This is a genomic window from Gammaproteobacteria bacterium (assembly GCA_016200485.1).
Lineage (GTDB): Bacteria > Pseudomonadota > Gammaproteobacteria > Tenderiales > Tenderiaceae > JACQEP01.
The window spans coordinates 163,168-183,147 of record JACQEP010000007.1; the positions used below are offsets into that span (position 1 = coordinate 163,168).

Sequence of the window (19,980 nt, forward strand, 5' to 3'; positions counted from 1 at the left end):
ATCACAGCTAAATCCTAATAATTCGAGGAAGAACGCTGTGAAGTCGAAGTCTAATAATCATCATGGCCGTGTTGTTCTTGGGCTGTTAGCGGCAGCCATGAACCAGCAATCTCCGGCATGGGAACAGATGCAAGACATGCAGGTGCTGGATGAAGTCGTGGTCAGCGGATCGCGTACCGAAGGGAAGTTGTCGGAGACGCCGATGACGATAGGCGTAGTCGATAACGCAACAATCAAGCGCGATAAACCGAAAACGATGGGCGAGGTGATCAATCGTATCGGTGGTGTGAGTTGGAACGATCTTGGCAACGAGCAGCACAGCATGGGCATTCGCCAGCCCAACAGCACCAATGCCGTGTACCAGTATCTGGAAGACGGCATCCCCATTCGTCCCCTCGGTGTGTTTAATCACAATTCATTGAATGAACTGAATCTATCAGGCGCGGATCGTGTTGAAGTGGTTAAAGGCGCGGCGTCATCGCTTTACGGGAGCAATGCCGTGGGCGGCGCGGTGAATTTTATTACCGCCCCTTCATCACTCACTCCTTATGCCAGCGTAGGGTATCGCGACGAAAATGTTTCCGGTTACCGGCGCCTGGATACCGAGGCCAGCAATACCTGGGGCAATTTTGGTCTGCGCTTTTCGCATTACAGTTCGCGCCGCTCTGCCTATAACTGGCAAGACTATAGTAATGGTGATAAAGACTCGGTCACGCTACGTAGCGACTACGCGTTAAGCGATGCCTCGTTGTTGCATGTGATATTGACGCACAGCGATCTGGATACGGCAACGCCGGGCAGTCTCGGATTAACCGATTACACCACACGTCCAGGATTTAGCTATAACACCTTCACTTGGCGGCGCGACAAAACCACGCGTTTTTCAGTGGGCTGGGAAGGAGAAACCGTGCCGAATGGACAGACCAGCGTCACGCTCTTTAGCCGCAATAACGATCACGGCCAGCTGCCGAATTATACGATTACCGCCTGTACCGTCGGCGCAACCTGTCCGAGCGGTTACAAGGGCACACTCAATAACAACCACGTCAGTTCGTTGGGGATCGATGTGAAGCAGCAACAGGATTTCAACTGGTTATCTTCACGGCTGATTGCTGGCTTGTATTTTGATCGCAGCCCAAACAGTTACCGCAGCGATAGCCTGGATGTAACGCGAGATGCAGTAACCAGGAAATATACCAGCTATGTAATGAGCACCGTTAATCTTTCAGGTGTGCGCGATTATGAAACTGACATCGCGAATACATCGCTGTTTATCCAGTGGGAGTCATCGCCGATTGAAAGTATGCGGCTGGTGATCGGTGGGCGTAATGACAATATTCAATATGATTTCACCAATCATCTGACGCCGGGCGCTAATTACGGTGCGGCATCGGAGTCTCGCAGCTTTTCTCACTTCAGCCCCAAGATCGGTGCTACTTATGCGTTGAGCCAACGGACGAGTATTTATGCCAATGTCAGCCAAGGTTTTACGCCGCCGGAAGTGAGTCAGTTGTACAGCAAGTCGGCGGTGCCTAATCTGGTGCCGGCAACCTATCATAACTATGAAGTGGGCGTGCGTTCGGCCTTTCTCGATGGTGCCCTGAAGCTTGATGCGGCGTTGTTCCGGCTGGACGGCAAGGACACGATTGTGAGTTATAACATCGCGCCCGGTAATTCCGAGAATCGCAACGCCGGACGTACCCGGAGCGCCGGTGTCGAAATGAATTTGAGCTGGAATGCAGATGAGTTTGACGCGCGCCTCGGTGCAAGCATCGTCAATCATCGTTATGTGGAGTACAAAGTCTCCGCCACAGAAGACTATAGTGGCAAAGAAATACCGGCAGCGCCTGACACCTTTTCTGCGGAAATCGGTTACAAGCCGATCAACGATGCGCGCATCGCGCTGGAAATGGTGCGCCAAGGGCCGTATTGGATGAATAACGCCAATACCGTGCAGTACGCTGGACACACGTTGCTCAATCTGCGCGCCAATTATCAGTTTGCTGAAGGCTGGGAGGTTTGGGTACAAGGCCGCAACCTGACCGACAAGTTGTATGCCGACTCAGCCAGTAGTTCGTTCAAAGCGGGGCAGACCTATAACGCGGATACCATGGATCAGTATTCGGTCGGCGCGCCGCGTAGCGTGATGCTGGGTCTGAGCTATACCTTCGACGCCCAGAAGCCACAGGCATTATGATGATGCGCTGTTTGTGTCGGCTCGCCGGAGGGTTGATCATGTTGTGCGCGGCGCCCGTTTTCGCCGCGCACGATCATGATCAGCTTGCGATCTCCGTCGCCTTTGATGAGCAAGGGTGGTTATGGCGAGCGCAGGCGGGTGATCAGCAGGTGCTCGTCAGCCATTCCTATGATCTGGGCCATACGTTTTCCGCGCCGGTCAGTGTCAACACCGTTGCGGAACCCGTCAGCGCTGGCGGCGAGAGTCGGCCCAAGATTGTGGCAGCGGGTGGACGTGTTTACGTTTCCTGGTCACAGTCGTTACCGCAACGTTTTGCTGGGCACATTCGCTTCGCAGTATCAGTCGATGATGGCAAATCGTTCTCTGCACCACGGACCATCAATTCCGATCTTAATCCGATCACGCATCGTTTTGATGCGCTGACCGCAACTGCTGATGGCCATGTGGCGTTGGCCTGGATCGACAAGCGTGATGGTGAGGCGGCCAAACAGGCGGCTGGTCAATACGCCGGTGCCGCGATTTATGTCGCCGAATCGCGCGATGGTGGCGTCAGCTTCGAGGCTAATAGAAAATTGGCAGATCATTCTTGTGAATGTTGCCGCATCGCCATCGCCCGTGATGCTGACAGTATGCCGGTCATCATGTGGCGGCAGGTGTTCGGCAAAAATACTCGCGACTTTGCACTCGCCCGTTTCGGTGAACCGCTGCAACGCGTGAGCGAAGACGGGTGGAATATCGATGCCTGTCCCCATCACGGTGGCGCATTGGCAGTAGACAATAAAGGCAGTCGCCATCTTGCCTGGTTTACCGGCGCCGATGCGGCGCCCGGCTTGTTCTACCGGCGCATGGATGGTCAGGCTCTGACAGCACCGCTGGCGTTTGGTAATTCAGAGTTGCAAACCGGCCACCCCGCCGTGCTGGCCGGGGAGCAGCGCGTGTTCCTGGTCTGGCAGGAATATGACGGCAAGACGACATCGATCCGGGTCATAGTGTCGCAAGATCGTGGCAACACCTGGGATAGTCTAATGACACAAGCTTCAACCACGGGCGCTGCCGACTATCCGCAACTGGTCGCTGGTCGTGGCCACGCCTGGCTGGTCTGGAACAGCGCCGACCAGGGTTTGCAGGTGATCGATCTGGGGCCGTTGTGACGAAGCTATTATTGAGTGGCATGAAGATGTTTAAATTTGCGTTCTTCTCTCGCGAATGGATCCGGGAGCGACAAGCAGCAGATTGGGGATTCACAGTAGGGACGATTCATGAATCGCCCCTGCATCATCTGGCCGGATCAATAAAAACGATCTTTAACCGCGAAGGTGGCAAAGGAAAATCAAAGCCCCCTCTTCCGCTTGGCGGGAAGGTTGCGAGCGCATGGATGCGCGCGGTAGGGCAACGCAGGAGCGGTTGCCGAGGGAGAGGGCTGCTGCTGTGGTGTTGTCTGATGGCGCTCCCGGGTGTGGCGAATGCCGAAATCCACGCCTTCAAATCTGGCGGCCTGCAACAGATTCTGGTGGCCCGCGCGGGCAAGCCATTCATCCTCGGCTATTGGTCGCTGACCTGTGTCTATTGCGCCCAGGAAATGAAGACCCTGGCCGCGCTGCAAAAACGTTATCCCAAGCTGGAGGTGGTGCTGGTCTACACCGATACCCCCGAAGAAAAGACTGAACTGGAGAAATTCGTCGCTAAACAGGGCTTGGCCAAGGTCGATCAATGGGTCTTTGCCGAGTCACCGCCGGAGAAGTTGCGTTATGAAATCGACTGCCGCTGGTGGGGTGAGCTGCCGCGTACTTATTTTTACGATGCCGGACATCGACCTGAAGCGGTGTCAGGGCTTATTCCCTCTGCGCGATTGGAGAGTTGGATCAGGGCGCAAGTGCCTTAGTCTGAATTTCTTTGCGCCTCCGCGTCTTTGCGTTGGATTTTTGGGTTTTGTTTCGGACGATCGCCACGAGCGGCGGAGGAGGGGCCCCACGTCAGTGGGGATCCGACCCGCGGTGTGGCGAAGCCGTCCATGTAATTGCGCTTGGCCGTCCACCGGCGGTCGCATCCCCGATTTCATCGGGGCCCCTGCTCTGCGCCTCGGACGCCCCCCTTTACATTTTCCCCATTCACCCCTATAAATCCGTTTTGAATCGTTTTCTAAACTGCGGCGTATCTGACAAGGGAGTGCGCATGATCATCGTTCCAACGTATCTCGAACAAAGCGGCATCCATGGCTTGGGCATTTTTGCCAAGGATTTCATCCCCAAGGGATCCAAGGTGTGGGAGTTTCACCCCAAGTTTGACATCAAATTCACCCAGGAGGAATTCGACAAGCTGCCGCCCGCCGTGCAGCAGGAAGTTGAGATTCATCTCTATCAGCCGGAGCCGGACGGTGAGCTGTATTATGAATCAACCATGGGTAAATACATGAACCACTCGCGGGAACCGAATGTCGACTTCACCGAAGTCGGCGTGGGTTGGGCGACGCGGGACATCAAGCCCGGTGATGAGTTGACCTGTGACTACCGCCACTTTATGGCGGATGTGTCGCACATCAGCTATTTGTAAGGATTAAAAAAATACTTACCACAGAGACACAGAGCGCACAGAGATTTTCGCTATCAACGCCTCTGTGTTCTCCGTGCCTCTGTGGTGAATGAAATAATTTAAGCAGGACGCGCCACTGGCATGGCAGCGGCTTGTTCAATCCCCTGGCTGCGCAGGTAATCGTCATAACTGCCGCTGAAGTTCACCACGCCGTTCGGAGTCAACTCGATGATGCGTGTTGCCAACGATGAGACAAACTCACGGTCGTGGCTGACAAAAATCAGCGTACCGGGATAATTTTCCAGCGCCAGATTCAGTGCTTCGATCGACTCCATATCCAAGTGATTGGTCGGTTCGTCCAGCACCATGATGTTGGCGCGTTGCAAGATCAGTTTGCCGAACAACATGCGGCCTTGTTCGCCACCGGAAAGCACCTTCACTGATTTATCGTTATCATCGCGCGAGAACAGTAGTCGACCCAATACGCCACGAATCGTTTGATCGTCGGTGCCTGGTTTTGACCACTGCTTCATCCAGTCGAACAAGCTGATATCGGTAGCGAAATCAGTCGCGTGATCCTGCGCGAAATAACCGATGATGGCGTTTTCCGACATCCGCAAACGACCGCTGTCCGAAGCCAGATCGCCAACCAGAATTTTTAGCAAAGTGGATTTACCAATACCATTGGGGCCGATGACCGCCACGCGTTCGCCGACTTCAATCATCAGATCAAGCTTGCTGAACAGTGGCTTGTCGCTGTAGGCCTTGCTTAAGTTTTCAGCTTCCATTGCCTGGCGATACAGTTTCTTTTCCTGATCGAAACGAATGAATGGACTCACTCGGCTCGAAGGTTTCACTTCATCCAGCTGAATTTTTTCGATTTGACGCGCACGCGATGTGGCCTGGCGCGCCTTGGACGCATTGGCCGAGAAGCGGCTGACGAACGCCTGCAAATCCGCAATCTGCGTCTTCTTCTTGGCATTGTCCGCCAGCAGGCGTTCACGTACCTGTGTCGATGCCGTCATGTAATCGTCGTAGTTGCCGGGATAAACGCGCAGCTCGCCGAAATCCAGATCCGCCATATGCGTGCAAACGCTATTCAAAAAGTGACGGTCATGCGAGATGATGACCATGGTGCTGTTGCGTGCGTTGAGCACATCTTCCAGCCAGCGGATAGAGTTAATATCCAAGTTATTGGTTGGCTCGTCGAGCAGCATAATGTCTGGGTCGGCAAACAATGCCTGCGCCAATAACACACGCAATTTCCAGCCCGGCGCCACGGCGCTCATCGGGCCGTTATGTTGCTCCAGTGGAATGCCGGCACCGGCCAGTAATTCACTGGCACGGGATTCGGCGGTATAGCCGTCGAGTTCGGCAAACTCGACTTCCAGTTCAGCGACCTTCATGCCTTCTTCTTCGCTCATCTCGGGTAACGAGTAGATGCGGTCGCGTTCCGATTTCACGCGCCACAATTGTTCGTGGCCCATGATCACAGTATCCAGTACTGTGTAATTCTCAAAGGCGAATTGATCCTGGCGTAGTTTACCCAGGCGTTCGCCAGTATCGATCGAGACATTGCCTGACGTCGGCGTCAGATCGCCGCCCAAAATTTTCATCAGCGTCGATTTGCCGCAGCCGTTGGCGCCGATCAAACCATAACGGTTGCCGTTACCGAACTTGACTGAGATGTTTTCGAACAACGGTTTGGGTCCGAATTGCATGGTGATGTTAGCAGTCGTAATCACGATTCAATTTCCGAAATAGTAGTTAATAAAAAGTTTGTTACCCCAGGTTCCCTCTCCCTTGCAGGGAGAGGGTTGGGTAGAATGTAGAATGACAATTAACCGCGACGGCCACCGCCGTTGCTGGTGCGCGCACTCTGTCCGGTGCGTGCGCCACCATTATTGCTGCCGCGTGAACGATTGCCGCTATTGTTAGCATTACCACTGTTGCGGCGCTGACCCTGGCTGACATCACTGCGTGGACGTTGACCACGGCCTGGCATGATAGGCTCTGGTTTGCGAGACCGGTCTGGTTCATAACCCGGAATCACAACCTTTGGCAGATCGCGCTTGAGCATACGTTCGATATTGCGCAGCATGGCGTTTTCATCGACGCAGACCAGCGAAATCGCCTCACCTTCGTTACCGGCGCGGCCAGTACGGCCGATGCGATGCACATAATCTTCCGGCACATTTGGCAATTCAAAGTTCACCACATGCGGTAATTGATCGATGTCGAGACCACGGGCGGCGATATCGGTCGCTACCAGTACCCGAACTTCGCCGCGTTTGAACTCGGCCAATGCCCGGGTGCGCGCACCCTGGCTCTTGTCGCCATGAATGGCGGCGGAGCTGATGCCGTCACTAGCGAGTTGTTCCGCCAGCCGGTTGGCACCGTGCTTGGTGCGGGCAAATACCAGAACCTGGCGCCAGTTGCGGGAACCGATCAGGAACGACAGCAGCTCGCGTTTGCGCTCGCGATCCACGGGATGGATTACCTGCGTCACAAGCTCAGCAGCCGTGTTGTGGCGCACCACTTCGACCAGTGCCGGCTTGTTCAGCAGGCCATCGGCCAGTTGTTTGATTTCAGCGGAGAAGGTGGCAGAGAACAACAGATTCTGCCGGCCCTTGGGCAGCAGTGCCAGAATCTTTTGAATATCGCGAATGAAGCCCATGTCCAACATGCGATCGGCTTCGTCCAGCACCAGCATTTCAACTTTTGATAGATCAACCGTGCGCTGTGAAACGTGATCCAGCAGGCGGCCGGGGGTGGCGACCAGGATGTCAACGCCACGGCGCAGGGTCTGGATCTGCGGACTGATGTTCACGCCACCAAAAATCGCCAGCGATTTGAGGGAGGTATGTTTGCCATAGTCGCGCACGCTCTCCAACACCTGGGCCGCCAGTTCGCGGGTCGGGGTCAGGATCAGTGCACGGACGGGGCGTTTGCCATCGGCCGGGGTTTGCGTGCTGAGGCGCTGCAAAATGGGCAGCGTGAAACCAGCGGTTTTGCCAGTACCCGTCTGGGCGCCCGCAAGAATGTCGCGGCCCTCCAGAATGACTGGAATGGCCTGGCGTTGAATAGGGGTAGGCTCGCTATAGCCTTTTTCGGATACAGCACGAACTAATTCGGCCGAAAGGCCGAGGGAATTAAATGACATAAGAATTTTGCTCCTGAAGCAACCTACCCGAAACACAGGGTGTTTGGGCCGGTCTAGGCGACATCTATTAAGTAAAGGGATTTTGTTCGAGGTGAACCGATAGGAATACCGCGAAAGACTCAAACGCAGACCGAGTGCGTCGAGGCCAAGGATTATAACAGGAATTAAGGCATTGATAAACCTGGGTGCTTTTTTGGTGGTAAATTGACCCCGGAAAAACGTAAAACATGTTCAACGATGTCCCTGCTGGAGTGTCGGAAATCTTTACACTTTTGGGCTGGCGGAGGGTCGCTATACTTGACCTTGATCATTAATTATTTGATTTATAGTGGTATAAAAATTATGGCATGAAAAGTGCAAGTAAAATGGGGTAGAGAGTAGATCGGTACCAACATAATTAATATGAAAACAGGAAGCAAATGGTTATGAAAAGATTAATTGCATGCACTTTAGCGGCGCTGGCCCTGATGGCAAGTGTTTCTGCGCAAGCGGCTCTGATCGGCGATTTTGCCTCTGGCGACTGGACCGCGTATTTGAGTGGCGGTTCGGTGGACGTTAATGCCCCTGACTCGATTACGTTGCAGGATCCGGCTGAGTATGTAGCAACTGCCACAGAACAGCAGAATTTGGAGTTTGATTATGAGGCAGATCTCGATCTGGGTGTCTGTGTGAACAATTCTTGTAACACATATTCCGAGACGGGCAGCAAATCGTTGCTGCTGAATCCTGGGGATGTAATCAAGCTTGTTAGTGATTGGGATGATTATACGACCATTAGCAATTTGCGGACTAGCGGGGTTCGGTCTAACCTTAATGCGGTTCCAGAACCTGCCACCCCAGCCCTGCTTGGCGCAGGTTTACTGTTGGGTCTGGCCCTGTTTGGTCGCCGCAAGGCAGAGTAATTTAACGCCCTGGTTTGGCTTCGTGCCAAGGCCGGTAAAAAGAGGGGAATAGGTGCCGCACCTATTCCCCTTTTCTTTTGTCTGGCGGCAGTTAGGCGCTGATATTCACTCCATTTAAATGTCACCCGTGGTGCCGATAACTCTATGTATAGGCAGGGCGTTCCATGTCCGCCGAAAATGGATATCCATCCTTAACGCCGAGCGAGGTGTCATCATGACCAAGATCGACAATCCCATGGGGACCGACGGTTTTGAGTTTGTCGAGTACACCGCCCCCGATACGCGTGCTCTGGAGCGGCTATTCCAGCAAATGGGCTTTACCGCCGTTGCCCGTCACCGGTCAAAAGATGTGCTGCTCTACCGGCAAGGCAATATCAATTTCATCATCAATCACGAACCGGGCAGTTTTGCGCAAAGTTTTGCCGTAGTGCATGGGCCTTCTTGTTGCGCCTTTGCCATCCGCGTGAAGGATGCTGCTTATGCATACAATCGTGCGCTGGAGCTGGGCGCGGAACCGTTTGCGGGCAAGATCGGGCCGATGGAACTGAATATTCCCGCGATACGCGGCATTGGCCGCAGCGCGCTGTATCTGGTGGATCGCTATCAAAATGGATCAATCTATGATGTCGATTTCGTGCCCTTGGCCGGTGCCGAGCAACAGCCCAAGGGCGCAGGACTGATCGATATCGATCATCTCACCCATAACGTTCACTCAGGCCGCATGAATGAGTGGGCGCAATTTTATGAGCGGTTGTTTAATTTTCAGGAAATTCGTTATTTTGATATCAAAGGCAAGGCGACAGGGCTGAAATCGCGGGCGATGACCAGTCCGTGCGGCAAAATCAAAATCCCGATCAACGAGCCTTCTGACCAAAAATCACAGATTCAGGAATATCTCGATGCCTATCATGGCGAAGGGATACAGCATATTGCGCTAACCAGCAGCGATATCTATAAGAGTATTGAGGTGCTCCGTGCGAATGGCATTGACTTGATGGATGTGCCGGATACGTATTATGAAAAAGTTGATGAACGTCTGCCGGGTCATGGTGAGGATCCGGAAAAGTTGCGCCAGCATCGAATTCTGATTGATGGCGATCTGGAGCATGACCGCGGTTTATTGCTGCAAATATTTACCAAAACGGTGATCGGGCCTATCTTCTTTGAGATCATTCAGCGCAAAGGCAATGAAGGTTTTGGTGAAGGAAATTTCCGCGCCCTGTTCGAATCCATCGAGCGCGATCAAATCAAGCGAGGAGTCATCTGATGGGGCGCGGGATCAATTTGCCACGGAGTGAAGGCGCCAGTTCACGCCAAGCGCATGTCGACTTGCCGCAGGGGACGTATGAGCGCGAATTGGGGCGCGAAGGATTCTTTGGGCCGGCGACGGAGATGTATCATCGCCATCCGCCGACGGCATGGATAAAGTTTGAAGGTCCGTTACGTCCGCATGCTTTTGACACCACAAAACTCGCCAATGCCGGTGAAGATTCGTTCTGGCAAGCCGCCGGGTTGCTGGCCAATGCCCATACCCAAATTCGATTGTGGCGCATGCAAGGCAAGATGGATCATCTGGTGCGCAATGCCGATGGCGATGAGCTGCTGTTTCTTCATCAGGGCAAGGCCGAATTCTTTTGCGATTATGGCCACCTTTCTGTGACTGAAGGTGATTATATTGCGATTCCGCGCGGCACGATGTGGCGGATCGAAGCGGATGGACCGTTGATTGCGTTGGCAATCGAAGCTACTAATGGCAGTTACTCCCTGCCGGAAAAAGGAATGGTGGGGCATCACGCGATCTTCGATCCAGCGGTATTGGATACGCCGCACATTAATGATGCGTTCAAGCAGCAACAGGATGAGCGTGAATGGCGCGTGGTCGTTAAGCGGAGCAATCAGTTGACCACAATTACCTATCCCTTTAATCCGTTGGATGCTATCGGCTGGTGTGGGACATTAATGCCGTTGCGGGTAAATTGGCGGGATATCCGGCCGCTGATGAGCCATCGTTACCACTTGCCGCCTTCAGCGCACACCACTTTTGTCGCGCAGCGATTTGTGGTCTGTACCTTCTGTCCGCGGCCGATGGAAAGTGATCCCGGCGCGTTGAAAGTGCCGTTCTTTCATAGCAATGATGATTTCGACGAAGTGATTTTTTACCATCAGGGCGAGTTTTTCTCGCGCGACAACATTCATCCCGGCATGATCACGTTTCATCCCTCTGGCTTTCCGCATGGTCCACACCCCAAGGCGCTGGCGGCGGGAGTACAGGCAAGCCGTAAAGATACCAATGAAGTGGCGGTGATGATTGATACGCGTGATGCATTAGGAATGCTGCCATCGGCCAGCAGCATCGAATGGACTGACTATGCCGATTCATGGAAGGAATCAAAAAAATGAAACTGGGTACCCTTAAGGAAGGAGGGCGCGACGGTACCTTGGTAATCGTGGATCGTGATCTACAGCGCTATTGCAAAGTATCGGTAATAGCAGGAACGCTGCAACAGGCGCTGGATAATTGGAAAATGGTCGCGCCGAAACTGGAACAGCAATATCATGAACTCAATAACGGGCGCATCAAAGGCGAGCCCGTCAATTTCAAACAGTTTGCCGCGCCATTGCCGCGCGCCTATCAGTGGCTGGATGGTAGCGCCTATCTGCCGCATGTCGAGCGCGTACGCAAGGCGCGTGGCGTCGACATGCCACCGAGTTTATATGAAGACCCGCTGATGTATCAGGGTGGTTCGGATCAGATGCTGGGGCCGCATGATCCGATGACTGGCGATGAAACCTGGGGTATCGATTTCGAGGGTGAACTGGCAGTCATTACCGATGATGTGCCGCCAGGGGTTGGTCGCCACCAAGCCGCGACGCATATCAAGTTATTGGCACTGGTAAATGATGTCTCGCTGCGCAATCTTATTCCTGCGGAATTGGCCAAGGGCTTTGGCTTCCTTCATGGAAAACCGCCCACTGCCTTTGCGCCGGTAGTGGTTACGCCTGATGAGCTGGGAGATGCCTGGCGCAATAATAAAGTTCATCTGCGCTTACAAACGATGCTCAATGGCCAATACTTTGGCGATCCCGATACCGGCGAGAATATGCAGTTCGATTTTGCACAGCTGATTCAGCATGCTGCCAAGACGCGTCCGCTGGGCGCCGGAACGATCCTTGGCTCTGGAACCGTATCGAATGCCGATCAGGCGCGTGGTTATTCCTGCATCGCCGAAAAACGTATTGTAGAGAAGCTCGAAACGGGCGAATCCAAAACGGTGTTTCTCAAGCATGGCGATCGCGTGCGGATGGAGATAATCGATCAGCAAGGGCATTCGGTATTTGGCGCGATAGAGCAGGTGGTGCAGGTATGTCAGAACTAGCACTCTATACGTATTTTCGCAGTTCAGCAGCCTATCGGGTGCGGATTGCACTTAATCTCAAGGGTTTAAGTTATGAGCCGCATTTTATTCATTTGATAAAAGCATCAGATGACCAATGGGCGGAGTATCGCAAAATCAATCCTCAAGGCTTGATTCCGATGCTTATTGATAAAACTGCGGATGCTTCAATTCCACAATCACTGGCGATACTCGAATATCTGGAAGAATGTTATCCAACACCATCTCTGTTACCAGTATCGCCTGCCGAACGGGCCTTTTCACGCTCGCTGGCCTTGCTTGTCTGTTGCGAAATTCATCCGCTCAATAATTTGCGGGTCTTGGGATATTTGAAAGACATATTTCATATCGACGAAGCAGCGAGAATGACTTGGTATCGGCACTGGATTGCAGAAGGGCTGGCATCGTTTGAGGCTCGCCTTGCTGCGCGCAAGCCGCTGGGACCGTATTGTTGCGGTGATGCGCCGACAATGGCGGATGCGTGTCTCATCCCGCAACTCTACAACGCGCAGCGCTTTGATTGTGACTTGACGCTATATCCGATTTTGAAAAAGATTAATGCCAATTGCATGGAGCTGGAAGCCTTTAGCAAGGCCGCCCCCGAGAATCAGCCTGATCACGAATAAAGAGAGGGTTTGTTTATGTCAGACACCGCCATTTACGCATTTGCCAAGAAAAATGGAATCGAAGGGCTTACCGAGTCGACATTAAAAGCCATTATGACGCAGGAGTCGGGCTATAGCCTTGAGAAGGCACGAAAGTTCCTAAAATTCCAGGGACGTATCGATCAGGAAATGCTGCGCCATCGGGTGATTACCCATAATGAATATTGCGCCTGGTTTGAGCAGGGAGCGCAGAATAAAGAACAGATCAAGGCCTTTGTGGCGCAGTTTTCGACATTCTCAAATCTGTTCTTGATTGCCCAGCTTAAAAAAACCATCAATGCCGACACGCTGGACGGGATGCGCGCCTCGAAAGAAATCCTCGCCAATGAGATCGGCGTCGTCTTTAACCACAGCAAACCCGGTGCTGCACGGGTGGCGGAAGGTGTTGATCCAGAGATTGTCTCGACCGAGGGCACAGTCGAAGGCGGGACATTCCGCTTCAAGGCGGCGCATTTTGAATGGTTGTTGCACATGGCCGAAAAACTTGGCATGACATTTAACGATATCGGAAAACGACGTCATGGTACCAAGCCGACTTTATTCTTCTGCGATGAGCTGGCCAGGCTTTATGGCAGCGAAGACTACATGACCTCGCAGGCCGCAAGTTACGCCGTTGAAAATTGGGCTGCAGCCGGTTTCTGGGACCAATTGGTGGAGGGGTTTGAGAAATACAATCATAGCAACGGTGCCGCGCTGCCACTCGGATTTTTTGTCTGGCATGCCAAGATCGAGGCGCAACATGCGGCGCACACTCAGGAGGAGCTGGAGGAGTTATATTTCTCGCGCGCTATTGATGAAGAGAAATTCATTCGTGACGGTAATGAAATGTTGGAAGGTGTGGCTGCCTTTTGGGATGGTCTGGAGGAACAAAGAAAGAAATTAACTCATTAGCAAGTTGATAAAACACTCCCTATTTCAGGGAGAAGGCTGGGGTGAGGGGGCTATAGTAGGGGCGGGTTTTAAACCCGTCCCTACATGAATGATTCCCTTATCAGAGTTTTCATGTAGGATCAAAGTATCACTAGCAAAGGACTGCACTTATGGAACGCGTCACTGCAAAGCGCGCTATTTCTACTCTCTTATTGGGTATGCTTGTATTGGTTGCCAGTGCCGTCGCAGCCGAACTGACCGGCACCGAAATCATGCAGCGTGCATACGAATCAAATCGTATTGATGATCAAATCGCAACACTGACCTTTACGTTTATCGATGCCGACCATGCCGAAAAAAAGGTTGTGTATACCATGGCGTGGAAAAATAGCCGCGGCCAGGATGGCTACGACAATAAGGCCATGTTCTTTACCGAAGATCCGCCTGACAGGAAAGGCATTGCGTATTTAGGCTGGCTGCGTCCGCTCGGCAGCTCAGCGCAGGATGACGAATGGATTTATTTACCTGAAATGCGCATGGTGCGGCGCATTGCCAAGCGGGGGCCGCATTATACCCATGATGATGAAGAGTTTGGCCATTCATTGCTTGAACGTGATCATTTGCAACCAAGGCCTGTTGAGCTTGACGATCATCAGCTATTGAAGATCGAAGTCGTAAATGGCGTTAACTACTACGTGGTTGAGAGCCGGCCAAAACAACAAGGGTTTGCTTATCCCTACCGCAAAGTGATTTCCTGGGTTGAACAGGAAACACTACGTCCGATGCAAGTGCATTACTTTGATATGGAGGATAGTCCAGCCCTGGATATTAGTTTCGAGTGGATTCAGATTGACGGCAAGTGGATCTGGAAACGAGTGACTGCCATTGAGCCCACTCTTCATGCCAAGACAATCTTGGAAATCAGTGACGTTAAGATCAATTCAGGGCTGAGCGACAGCATGTTTACATCCCGTCTCCTAATGCGCGGATTTGTGCGGCCTTAACAGTCATTGAAAAATACTTAGTCCCTTCTCCCTGGGGGGGGAGAGGGTTAGGATGAGCGAATCATTCATATAGGGACGGGTTTAAAACCCGCTCCTGCCCCGCTGAAAGGCTTGCAAAAAAATATCCCGTGACTCCTGTCATTTGGCGGTTAATGCGTTGTCCTCAAAATGAATCCCCTTCGAGCCATGGCGCATGAAGGTACGAATGTTCGCATGGTCATCGCCGTTAGGATTCCTCAAGACATCTTCCCGATAAAATTTCCCATAGCAGGCCAGTGTTTCGCATTCATTCAGCTTGTTTAACTGGGCAAAGGCAAAGATCCGGCACGAGCCTTCGTTTTTGCCGGCCTCATTGATTACCGCATCGCCACCCACGCCATTGGTAAAGCGGGTGGGGGTGTAATCGTAATGCGCATTGATAACGGCGATCACATCATTGAATTCAATAGTCTCGGGATGTTGTTTGAGTCTGGTGAGAAGTTCTTGAATCGACATGGCCGAATTATTTTCCCTTGAGATGTTTGATTAAGAAGCTGTCCAATTGATTGGCGAATGCCTGCCGGTCGCGCTGGCTGAGCACACTAGGGCCGCCAGTATGGATGCCGCTGCCGCGCAGCTCATCCATGAGATTACGCATCGCCAGCCGTTGTTTAATCGTATCCTCGGTGTAAAGTTCACCCCGGGGATTGAGCGCGTGGCCGCCTCTTTTAATCACTGCCGCCGCCAGCGGAATATCGGCCGTGATCACCAGATCACCCGCGCCCACCTGGCTCACAATTTCGTCATCCGCGACATCAAAGCCTGATGCCACCTGCAAAGTCTTGATGAACTGTGATGGCGGCGTGCGCAAGGGCTGATTGGCAACCAGAATCAGTTGCACCTGCGTCCGTTCGGCAGCACGGTACAGAATATCCTTGATCACGCCGGGGCAGGCATCGGCATCGACCCAAATGCGCATATGAGATTCTCTATGTGTTGGAAGCTGCGCGGCGAATTATTTTTAAAACTTCAGTGTTGGCATTGATGTGTGTTAGCTCAATGTCAGCGTGAGCGTTTTTGAAAACCCGAAACACCTCGTCGGCAAAGGCTTGGCCGATGGAGTCCACGCCTTCGAAGTCCAATACCACACGCTTGAATCGCTCCACTCTGCTTAATATGCGTTTGGCTTCAGAGCGGGAGACGAGTTGTTCGCCCTCGTAAAGAGCGAGTCTCACCGGTACGATTGTTTTATCGAAATGATAGTCATCAGGGCCACTGCTGAATTCATCAAATATTGTTTTCAGGTTCTTTTCGCTGCCTGTGGATATCTCCATAATAACTTCGGTGCCCTTCGTCAATTTTTCTTTGTGCAACAGATAATCTTGGTCGTGGTGATCATCATGGGTAAATGCCAAATCACCCGAGAGAATAAAGAAAGTGTCGAAGGCTCTTGAGGTAAAGAAGATGCCTTCGCCGGTGTGATTGACAGGATCGGTGGTCAGCTTGCCCTTGCTCAGCTCCAGCAGTGACTCGCGAGGGTCGGGAAGATGTAACAATCTGGCGATGCGGAGAAATATCCCTTCGCCGTCGTCCGCGATCATGATGGAAACCTGGGATTCTGTGCGCTCGGCGTTGACGGTGATTGTGCTGCCTTCGGAGTGGTCGATGGCGTTGTTGAATATCTCCGTGAAACCATAATGACAGATGTCCTCGATATTTTTTGGCAGGCCATTGAATACAAAATAAAAGTCACGGCGGTAGGCGGTGGATTCATCGATGGCGCGAATATCGTAAGTTGCGGTGTGCCAGCGATGTGGGCCAAGCGAGTACTTGCGGGCACGAGTGCTGCCCTCGGCGCTCAGATAGCGGTGTTTGACCAGATGGCTAAGGTGGCCATGCACGGCCTGACGGCTGATGCCAAACAGGGCGGTCGCGGACTGAAGATAATCCAGCCGTCCGGACTTGATGGCTTCCAACAAAAACAGGCGTACAGCCGTCGCTTTTTGGGTTTTAGCTAAAGGTGAGTACATGGCCTGATTGTAAAGTTTTTGCCGGAGGTGGGAGTGGTATTGTAAAGTTTTTTGTTAGTTATTGTAAAGTTTTTGGGTGCCGGGCCCGTCCCATGCCCCTTCTGGCCAAGGGTTTACCGTTTCAACTTCGCAACGCCGCCGCTATGGCCCATCAATAAGGGTCCCGATCCTGAGGCCCCGCTATCTGGTCTATAGGTTCCGAGCGTAAATACAGTGACAACATTCGGCGCAATGCGCTTCGAGACTGTGAAAGTATTCAATTTTCTGGCTATACAAGCACGAAAAATCAAATGGTTACAAACCAAAAACTGTCGTTTTTACCAATACTTTCACAGTCTCTTCGCTATTGGCGCCCTACCATTTCACTGCCATTGCACCTTACGCGTGTTTTCCACACTGAACTTCGGCGGCAAGACGCTCAAGGTTCTGCTCGTTGGCGGAGGCCACGAACTCGGCTATGCGCTGGTAGTGCTCAACAGTGTCAAAGGTCTGACGCCACTTCACCTCGGTGCCGCTAGCCTTTGGTTGGAGCTCGATGGTCAGTATGAAGTGATGTCCGGACAGGTGCTCGATCTCGAAGATATTGTCGGCTTCGATGCGGGTGAAGCGGCTCTCATTCGGATAGTCCTTACCATCCGGCCCGTGCATTGTTAGAAGCCACTTTCCGCCGGGACAAAAGTCGAACTGGTGAATCGAGTTGGTGAAGCCTGCTGGCCCCCACCATCTGGCAACGCGAGCAGGATCACTCATCGCAGCAAAGACCTCGGAAGGGCTAGCTGAGAGCAACTTACTTCTGGAGTCTGAGCGGTTCTTCAATGGTTCCATCTGATGCCTCTCGTGGCTGCTGTGGGTCGTGTCGCCTAACGAGGCTGTAGAAAACTGTTTTTGCGAAATTCATAAAAAATTCAGCCTCCTCAGAAGCGCTGTACTCAACGATCTCATGTTAAACAATGGTTTTGGCATCCCTAAAATCACAAAAAATTCGGTTTCTTGGAGTTTTTCTACAGCCTCAACGCCGGAGTTCAGCGTCCCTTGGAGCGCGTTGTTAGCGCGCACAGTTTGTAGACAGCATATTCACGTCGCATCTGTAGCCATCTTGGCGCGCCGGGTCAATTCTTTCGCGCTTGGCTCGGCCTGGCTAAGCGAGCCAAGCTGAATATCTCCAGCTGGAACATAGGTGCTCATCACAACGCCAGTTGTTGAAACCTTCGAAGCCACGAGCCGCAGTGCACATGGCCTTGCACCATTTCCAAACAATCGCTTTCCACGGCCAAGAACTACCGGGTACGTCCATACGTTGTATTCGTCAATGAGCGATGCGGCGTGTAGCGTCTGAATCAGATTGCCGCTGCCGATGATTTGAAGGTCGTGTCCGGGCTGAACTTTGAGCGCGGTTATGGCTGAAACGATGTCACCGCCAAGTACCGACGAATTGTTCCATTGCAATGACTTCAAAGTGCGGGACGCCACATGCTTTTTTGCCGCAGTGAGCGTCCTCGCAATCGGGTCATCCTCTGGTTGGTAAGGCCAATATGCCTCGAATATTTCGTAGGTTTTACGACCGAGTACAAGCTCTCGATCTTTACCATCGAAACCTGACGCAGAAAGATCCATCCCTGCGTCCCCGAAAGCGAACAACCAACCACCTAACGTGAAATTTCCGGTTGGATCTTCGGTCGGTCCTCCTGGTGCCTGCATGACACCGTCCAGTGATGTAAATGTGGACGCAATGAGTTTCCTCATATAACTCTCCTGCGATTGCATGACATTGTGCGCGCTAACGCAATGCTCGGCAGGCGAAGCTCCGCTGGAGCGGAGGGTTAAGTAAGTTTTCGATATTAACGGAGTCTAGCCCCATGATTACAATAGTTGTGGCGCCGTACAACGCCGCAAGCGCGGAATCCAACAGCACGCTTTGACAGCGGTGCTCACTATCCGCGGCGATATCGCGCCGCTTGTCGACCTGGCTTGTCAGTTGCTAGTGGATTTGGCGACGAACTTGATATGAAAAGGGTCCTTCGGTGGACCGATAATGGGCCCCTCCAATTGGCACGGATGTGCGTTCCCCTCACTGTCCGTGCAACTTCCGCTGCACGATGCATGCTCTGGGTTGTCGTTCTCTGTCTTGCACGAACTAGTCGTCGCACCAATGCAACCGCAGGCCATGAAGCCGCCGATGCCTCCGTTCTGTTTCAGCAGCACAAAACCATTGTTCTGCCCGCCAGCACCCTCGACTACCTGGATTTTCACACCGGAAGCCAACCTCAATTCGTTCGGTCCGACCACTTCATAGTCGGGCGTCTTTGTACCAACCTCCACCGGAGCCATCACCACCTCGGTCATGGTCGGTGAAGATTGCTTGGCACAGCCGCCAAGAGCACCCAGTATTACCGCCATCGCCACAAGCTTTTTCAAGTTGGTGTCCTCCGATTTTACTCTGCAATACGATCCTGTTCTCTAGGAAGATAGTCTTCCTTTTCATTAAGTCAACGAGTGATAACAGGGCAGCCCAATCGTCCCGTATTATTTTTCCAGCTTTTGCTACTTTTCCCAGTATCTGTTCCGCGCATAACGTCGCAAATTCAGCCGACCCAAGACCGCAGAGCGACGATAGGAGCGGCGCGGTCTTGGGTCGGCTGAATTTGCCTTGTTATGTTGCAATTTTCTACCACTGTTCTTTCCCGACTAGAATAACGTCCAGTTCCTTTAGTAAGTCTTCACCGCTTTCATCTAAGTGGTTTTTTCTCATTGATGAGCATAGTTTCACGAATATTTCCGAATTTTCTTTAGAACTCATATTGGCTCCAGCCTCTTCAAATCTTGCTAATGCCAAAATGACTTCTTTTGAACCATAAACACAAATTCTACTCTTTGCATTAGCTGCTCTAGAAAAGAGCCGTGCCAATTCACTTTTATTACTTCTATCCACATGCACGCTTTGCGAAATACACTCAAGGTAGTCAACATATGCATTGGTTTTTGATACCAAAGCTTGTTTCTTATTTTCTGACTTTTTAGCGTGGTAACTCTGGATTTAAGCGCCAACGACTATACCAATGATTGGAAAAATTGATGTCAATATGCTTAATGATTCGCTCACGGTGATTAACTCATTTTTGCAACATAACAGTGTAATAGATAGATTCCGGAATATTGGAATAGACGGAATCCGTCTATTATGGTTACTGGTGCTGGCTTAGTGCCCATACTTTCCCTGGTAGTTGCCCTCATATGGCCATCTGAAAT

20 protein-coding genes are annotated in these 19,980 nt (G+C 52.2%); 11 read left to right on the forward strand and 9 right to left on the reverse strand.

The window, feature by feature from the left end:
• Window positions 1-97 precede the first annotated feature (97 nt).
• The 4 genes from HY272_04270 to HY272_04285 all read left to right on the forward strand — a co-directional run bounded on the left by HY272_04270 (window position 98) and on the right by HY272_04285 (window position 4,747).
• Window positions 98-2,197: a TonB-dependent receptor gene (locus tag HY272_04270; GenBank protein MBI3771899.1), complete on the forward strand. Its 2,100-nt coding sequence runs from the start codon at window positions 98-100 to the stop codon at window positions 2,195-2,197.
• Window positions 2,198-2,235: 38 nt separating this feature from the next.
• Window positions 2,236-3,348: an exo-alpha-sialidase gene (locus tag HY272_04275; GenBank protein ID MBI3771900.1), complete on the forward strand. Its 1,113-nt coding sequence runs from the start codon at window positions 2,236-2,238 to the stop codon at window positions 3,346-3,348.
• A gap of 290 nt (window positions 3,349-3,638) precedes the next feature.
• Window positions 3,639-4,079 (forward strand): redoxin domain-containing protein, encoded by a 441-nt coding sequence (locus HY272_04280; GenBank protein MBI3771901.1) that lies wholly within the window; start codon window positions 3,639-3,641, stop codon window positions 4,077-4,079.
• A gap of 290 nt (window positions 4,080-4,369) precedes the next feature.
• Entirely contained in the window at window positions 4,370-4,747 is a 378-nt protein-coding gene (locus HY272_04285; protein ID MBI3771902.1) for an SET domain-containing protein, read from the forward strand.
• Window positions 4,748-4,845: 98 nt separating this feature from the next.
• Here the strand turns inward: HY272_04285 and HY272_04290 are convergent, their stop codons facing one another.
• Entirely contained in the window at window positions 4,846-6,471 is a 1,626-nt protein-coding gene (locus tag HY272_04290; protein ID MBI3771903.1) for an ABC-F family ATPase, read from the reverse strand.
• 95 nt (window positions 6,472-6,566) lie between these two features.
• A complete protein-coding gene (locus tag HY272_04295) occupies window positions 6,567-7,889 on the reverse strand; it encodes a DEAD/DEAH box helicase (protein ID MBI3771904.1) in 1,323 nt (440 codons plus the stop codon).
• 425 nt (window positions 7,890-8,314) lie between these two features.
• Here HY272_04295 and HY272_04300 point away from each other — a divergent pair, with 425 nt between their 5' ends.
• The 7 genes from HY272_04300 (at window position 8,315) to HY272_04330 (ending at window position 14,725) form a co-directional block, all read left to right on the forward strand.
• On the forward strand, window positions 8,315-8,791 hold the full coding sequence (locus tag HY272_04300) for a PEP-CTERM sorting domain-containing protein (GenBank protein MBI3771905.1): 477 nt from the start codon (window positions 8,315-8,317) through the stop codon (window positions 8,789-8,791).
• A 214-nt stretch (window positions 8,792-9,005) separates the two neighbouring features.
• Entirely contained in the window at window positions 9,006-10,058 is a 1,053-nt protein-coding gene (gene hppD, locus HY272_04305) for a 4-hydroxyphenylpyruvate dioxygenase (GenBank protein MBI3771906.1), read from the forward strand.
• On the forward strand, window positions 10,058-11,191 hold the full coding sequence (locus tag HY272_04310) for a homogentisate 1,2-dioxygenase (protein MBI3771907.1): 1,134 nt from the start codon (window positions 10,058-10,060) through the stop codon (window positions 11,189-11,191). The genes hppD and HY272_04310 overlap by 1 nt, the downstream gene beginning before the upstream one ends.
• Window positions 11,188-12,168: a fumarylacetoacetate hydrolase family protein gene (locus tag HY272_04315; GenBank protein MBI3771908.1), complete on the forward strand. Its 981-nt coding sequence runs from the start codon at window positions 11,188-11,190 to the stop codon at window positions 12,166-12,168. Before HY272_04310 ends, HY272_04315 begins: the two co-directional genes overlap by 4 nt.
• Entirely contained in the window at window positions 12,156-12,812 is a 657-nt protein-coding gene (gene maiA / locus HY272_04320) for a maleylacetoacetate isomerase (protein MBI3771909.1), read from the forward strand. The genes HY272_04315 and maiA overlap by 13 nt, the downstream gene beginning before the upstream one ends.
• A gap of 15 nt (window positions 12,813-12,827) precedes the next feature.
• Window positions 12,828-13,742 carry a hypothetical protein gene (locus HY272_04325; GenBank protein ID MBI3771910.1) on the forward strand — a complete coding sequence of 305 codons (915 nt, stop codon included), beginning with the start codon at window positions 12,828-12,830 and terminating at the stop codon, window positions 13,740-13,742.
• Between the two features lie 149 nt (window positions 13,743-13,891).
• Window positions 13,892-14,725 (forward strand): outer membrane lipoprotein-sorting protein, encoded by an 834-nt coding sequence (locus tag HY272_04330; GenBank protein ID MBI3771911.1) that lies wholly within the window; start codon window positions 13,892-13,894, stop codon window positions 14,723-14,725.
• A gap of 138 nt (window positions 14,726-14,863) precedes the next feature.
• On the opposite strand, the gene HY272_04335 is transcribed toward HY272_04330, so the two are convergent.
• The 7 genes from HY272_04335 to HY272_04365 form a co-directional block, all read right to left on the reverse strand.
• A complete protein-coding gene (locus HY272_04335; GenBank protein MBI3771912.1) occupies window positions 14,864-15,220 on the reverse strand; it encodes a HopJ type III effector protein in 357 nt (118 codons plus the stop codon).
• A 7-nt stretch (window positions 15,221-15,227) separates the two neighbouring features.
• Complete coding sequence (locus HY272_04340; GenBank protein MBI3771913.1) at window positions 15,228-15,683, reverse strand: YaiI/YqxD family protein; 456 nt, start codon at window positions 15,681-15,683, stop codon at window positions 15,228-15,230.
• 10 nt (window positions 15,684-15,693) lie between these two features.
• A complete protein-coding gene (locus HY272_04345; protein MBI3771914.1) occupies window positions 15,694-16,734 on the reverse strand; it encodes a DUF4325 domain-containing protein in 1,041 nt (346 codons plus the stop codon).
• A 378-nt stretch (window positions 16,735-17,112) separates the two neighbouring features.
• A complete protein-coding gene (locus HY272_04350) occupies window positions 17,113-17,559 on the reverse strand; it encodes an SRPBCC domain-containing protein (protein MBI3771915.1) in 447 nt (148 codons plus the stop codon).
• A gap of 249 nt (window positions 17,560-17,808) precedes the next feature.
• Window positions 17,809-18,477 carry a dihydrofolate reductase family protein gene (locus HY272_04355; protein MBI3771916.1) on the reverse strand — a complete coding sequence of 223 codons (669 nt, stop codon included), beginning with the start codon at window positions 18,475-18,477 and terminating at the stop codon, window positions 17,809-17,811.
• Between the two features lie 228 nt (window positions 18,478-18,705).
• Complete coding sequence (locus tag HY272_04360) at window positions 18,706-19,149, reverse strand: hypothetical protein (GenBank protein MBI3771917.1); 444 nt, start codon at window positions 19,147-19,149, stop codon at window positions 18,706-18,708.
• Window positions 19,150-19,399: 250 nt separating this feature from the next.
• The gene (locus HY272_04365) at window positions 19,400-19,723 is read right to left on the reverse strand and encodes a hypothetical protein (GenBank protein ID MBI3771918.1); all 324 of its coding nucleotides are present in this window, start codon (window positions 19,721-19,723) and stop codon (window positions 19,400-19,402) included.
• Window positions 19,724-19,980: the final 257 nt, after the last annotated feature.

Bases quoted from the DNA above. Each gene is read 5' to 3' on its own strand.
- hppD (MBI3771906.1), top strand. From the start codon at position 9,006: ATGACCAAGATCGACAATCCCATGGGGACCGACGGTTTTGAGTTTGTC.
- HY272_04325 (MBI3771910.1), top strand. From the start codon at position 12,828: ATGTCAGACACCGCCATTTACGCATTTGCCAAGAAAAATGGAATCGAA.
- HY272_04340 (MBI3771913.1), bottom strand. From the start codon at position 15,683: ATGCGCATTTGGGTCGATGCCGATGCCTGCCCCGGCGTGATCAAGGAT.
- HY272_04270 (MBI3771899.1), top strand. From the start codon at position 98: ATGAACCAGCAATCTCCGGCATGGGAACAGATGCAAGACATGCAGGTG.
- maiA (MBI3771909.1), top strand. From the start codon at position 12,156: ATGTCAGAACTAGCACTCTATACGTATTTTCGCAGTTCAGCAGCCTAT.
- HY272_04345 (MBI3771914.1), bottom strand. From the start codon at position 16,734: ATGTACTCACCTTTAGCTAAAACCCAAAAAGCGACGGCTGTACGCCTG.
- HY272_04330 (MBI3771911.1), top strand. From the start codon at position 13,892: ATGGAACGCGTCACTGCAAAGCGCGCTATTTCTACTCTCTTATTGGGT.
- HY272_04295 (MBI3771904.1), bottom strand. From the start codon at position 7,889: ATGTCATTTAATTCCCTCGGCCTTTCGGCCGAATTAGTTCGTGCTGTA.
- HY272_04310 (MBI3771907.1), top strand. From the start codon at position 10,058: ATGGGGCGCGGGATCAATTTGCCACGGAGTGAAGGCGCCAGTTCACGC.
- HY272_04300 (MBI3771905.1), top strand. From the start codon at position 8,315: ATGAAAAGATTAATTGCATGCACTTTAGCGGCGCTGGCCCTGATGGCA.
- HY272_04335 (MBI3771912.1), bottom strand. From the start codon at position 15,220: ATGTCGATTCAAGAACTTCTCACCAGACTCAAACAACATCCCGAGACT.
- HY272_04350 (MBI3771915.1), bottom strand. From the start codon at position 17,559: ATGGAACCATTGAAGAACCGCTCAGACTCCAGAAGTAAGTTGCTCTCA.
- HY272_04280 (MBI3771901.1), top strand. From the start codon at position 3,639: ATGGCGCTCCCGGGTGTGGCGAATGCCGAAATCCACGCCTTCAAATCT.
- HY272_04355 (MBI3771916.1), bottom strand. From the start codon at position 18,477: ATGAGGAAACTCATTGCGTCCACATTTACATCACTGGACGGTGTCATG.
- HY272_04275 (MBI3771900.1), top strand. From the start codon at position 2,236: ATGTTGTGCGCGGCGCCCGTTTTCGCCGCGCACGATCATGATCAGCTT.
- HY272_04315 (MBI3771908.1), top strand. From the start codon at position 11,188: ATGAAACTGGGTACCCTTAAGGAAGGAGGGCGCGACGGTACCTTGGTA.
- HY272_04285 (MBI3771902.1), top strand. From the start codon at position 4,370: ATGATCATCGTTCCAACGTATCTCGAACAAAGCGGCATCCATGGCTTG.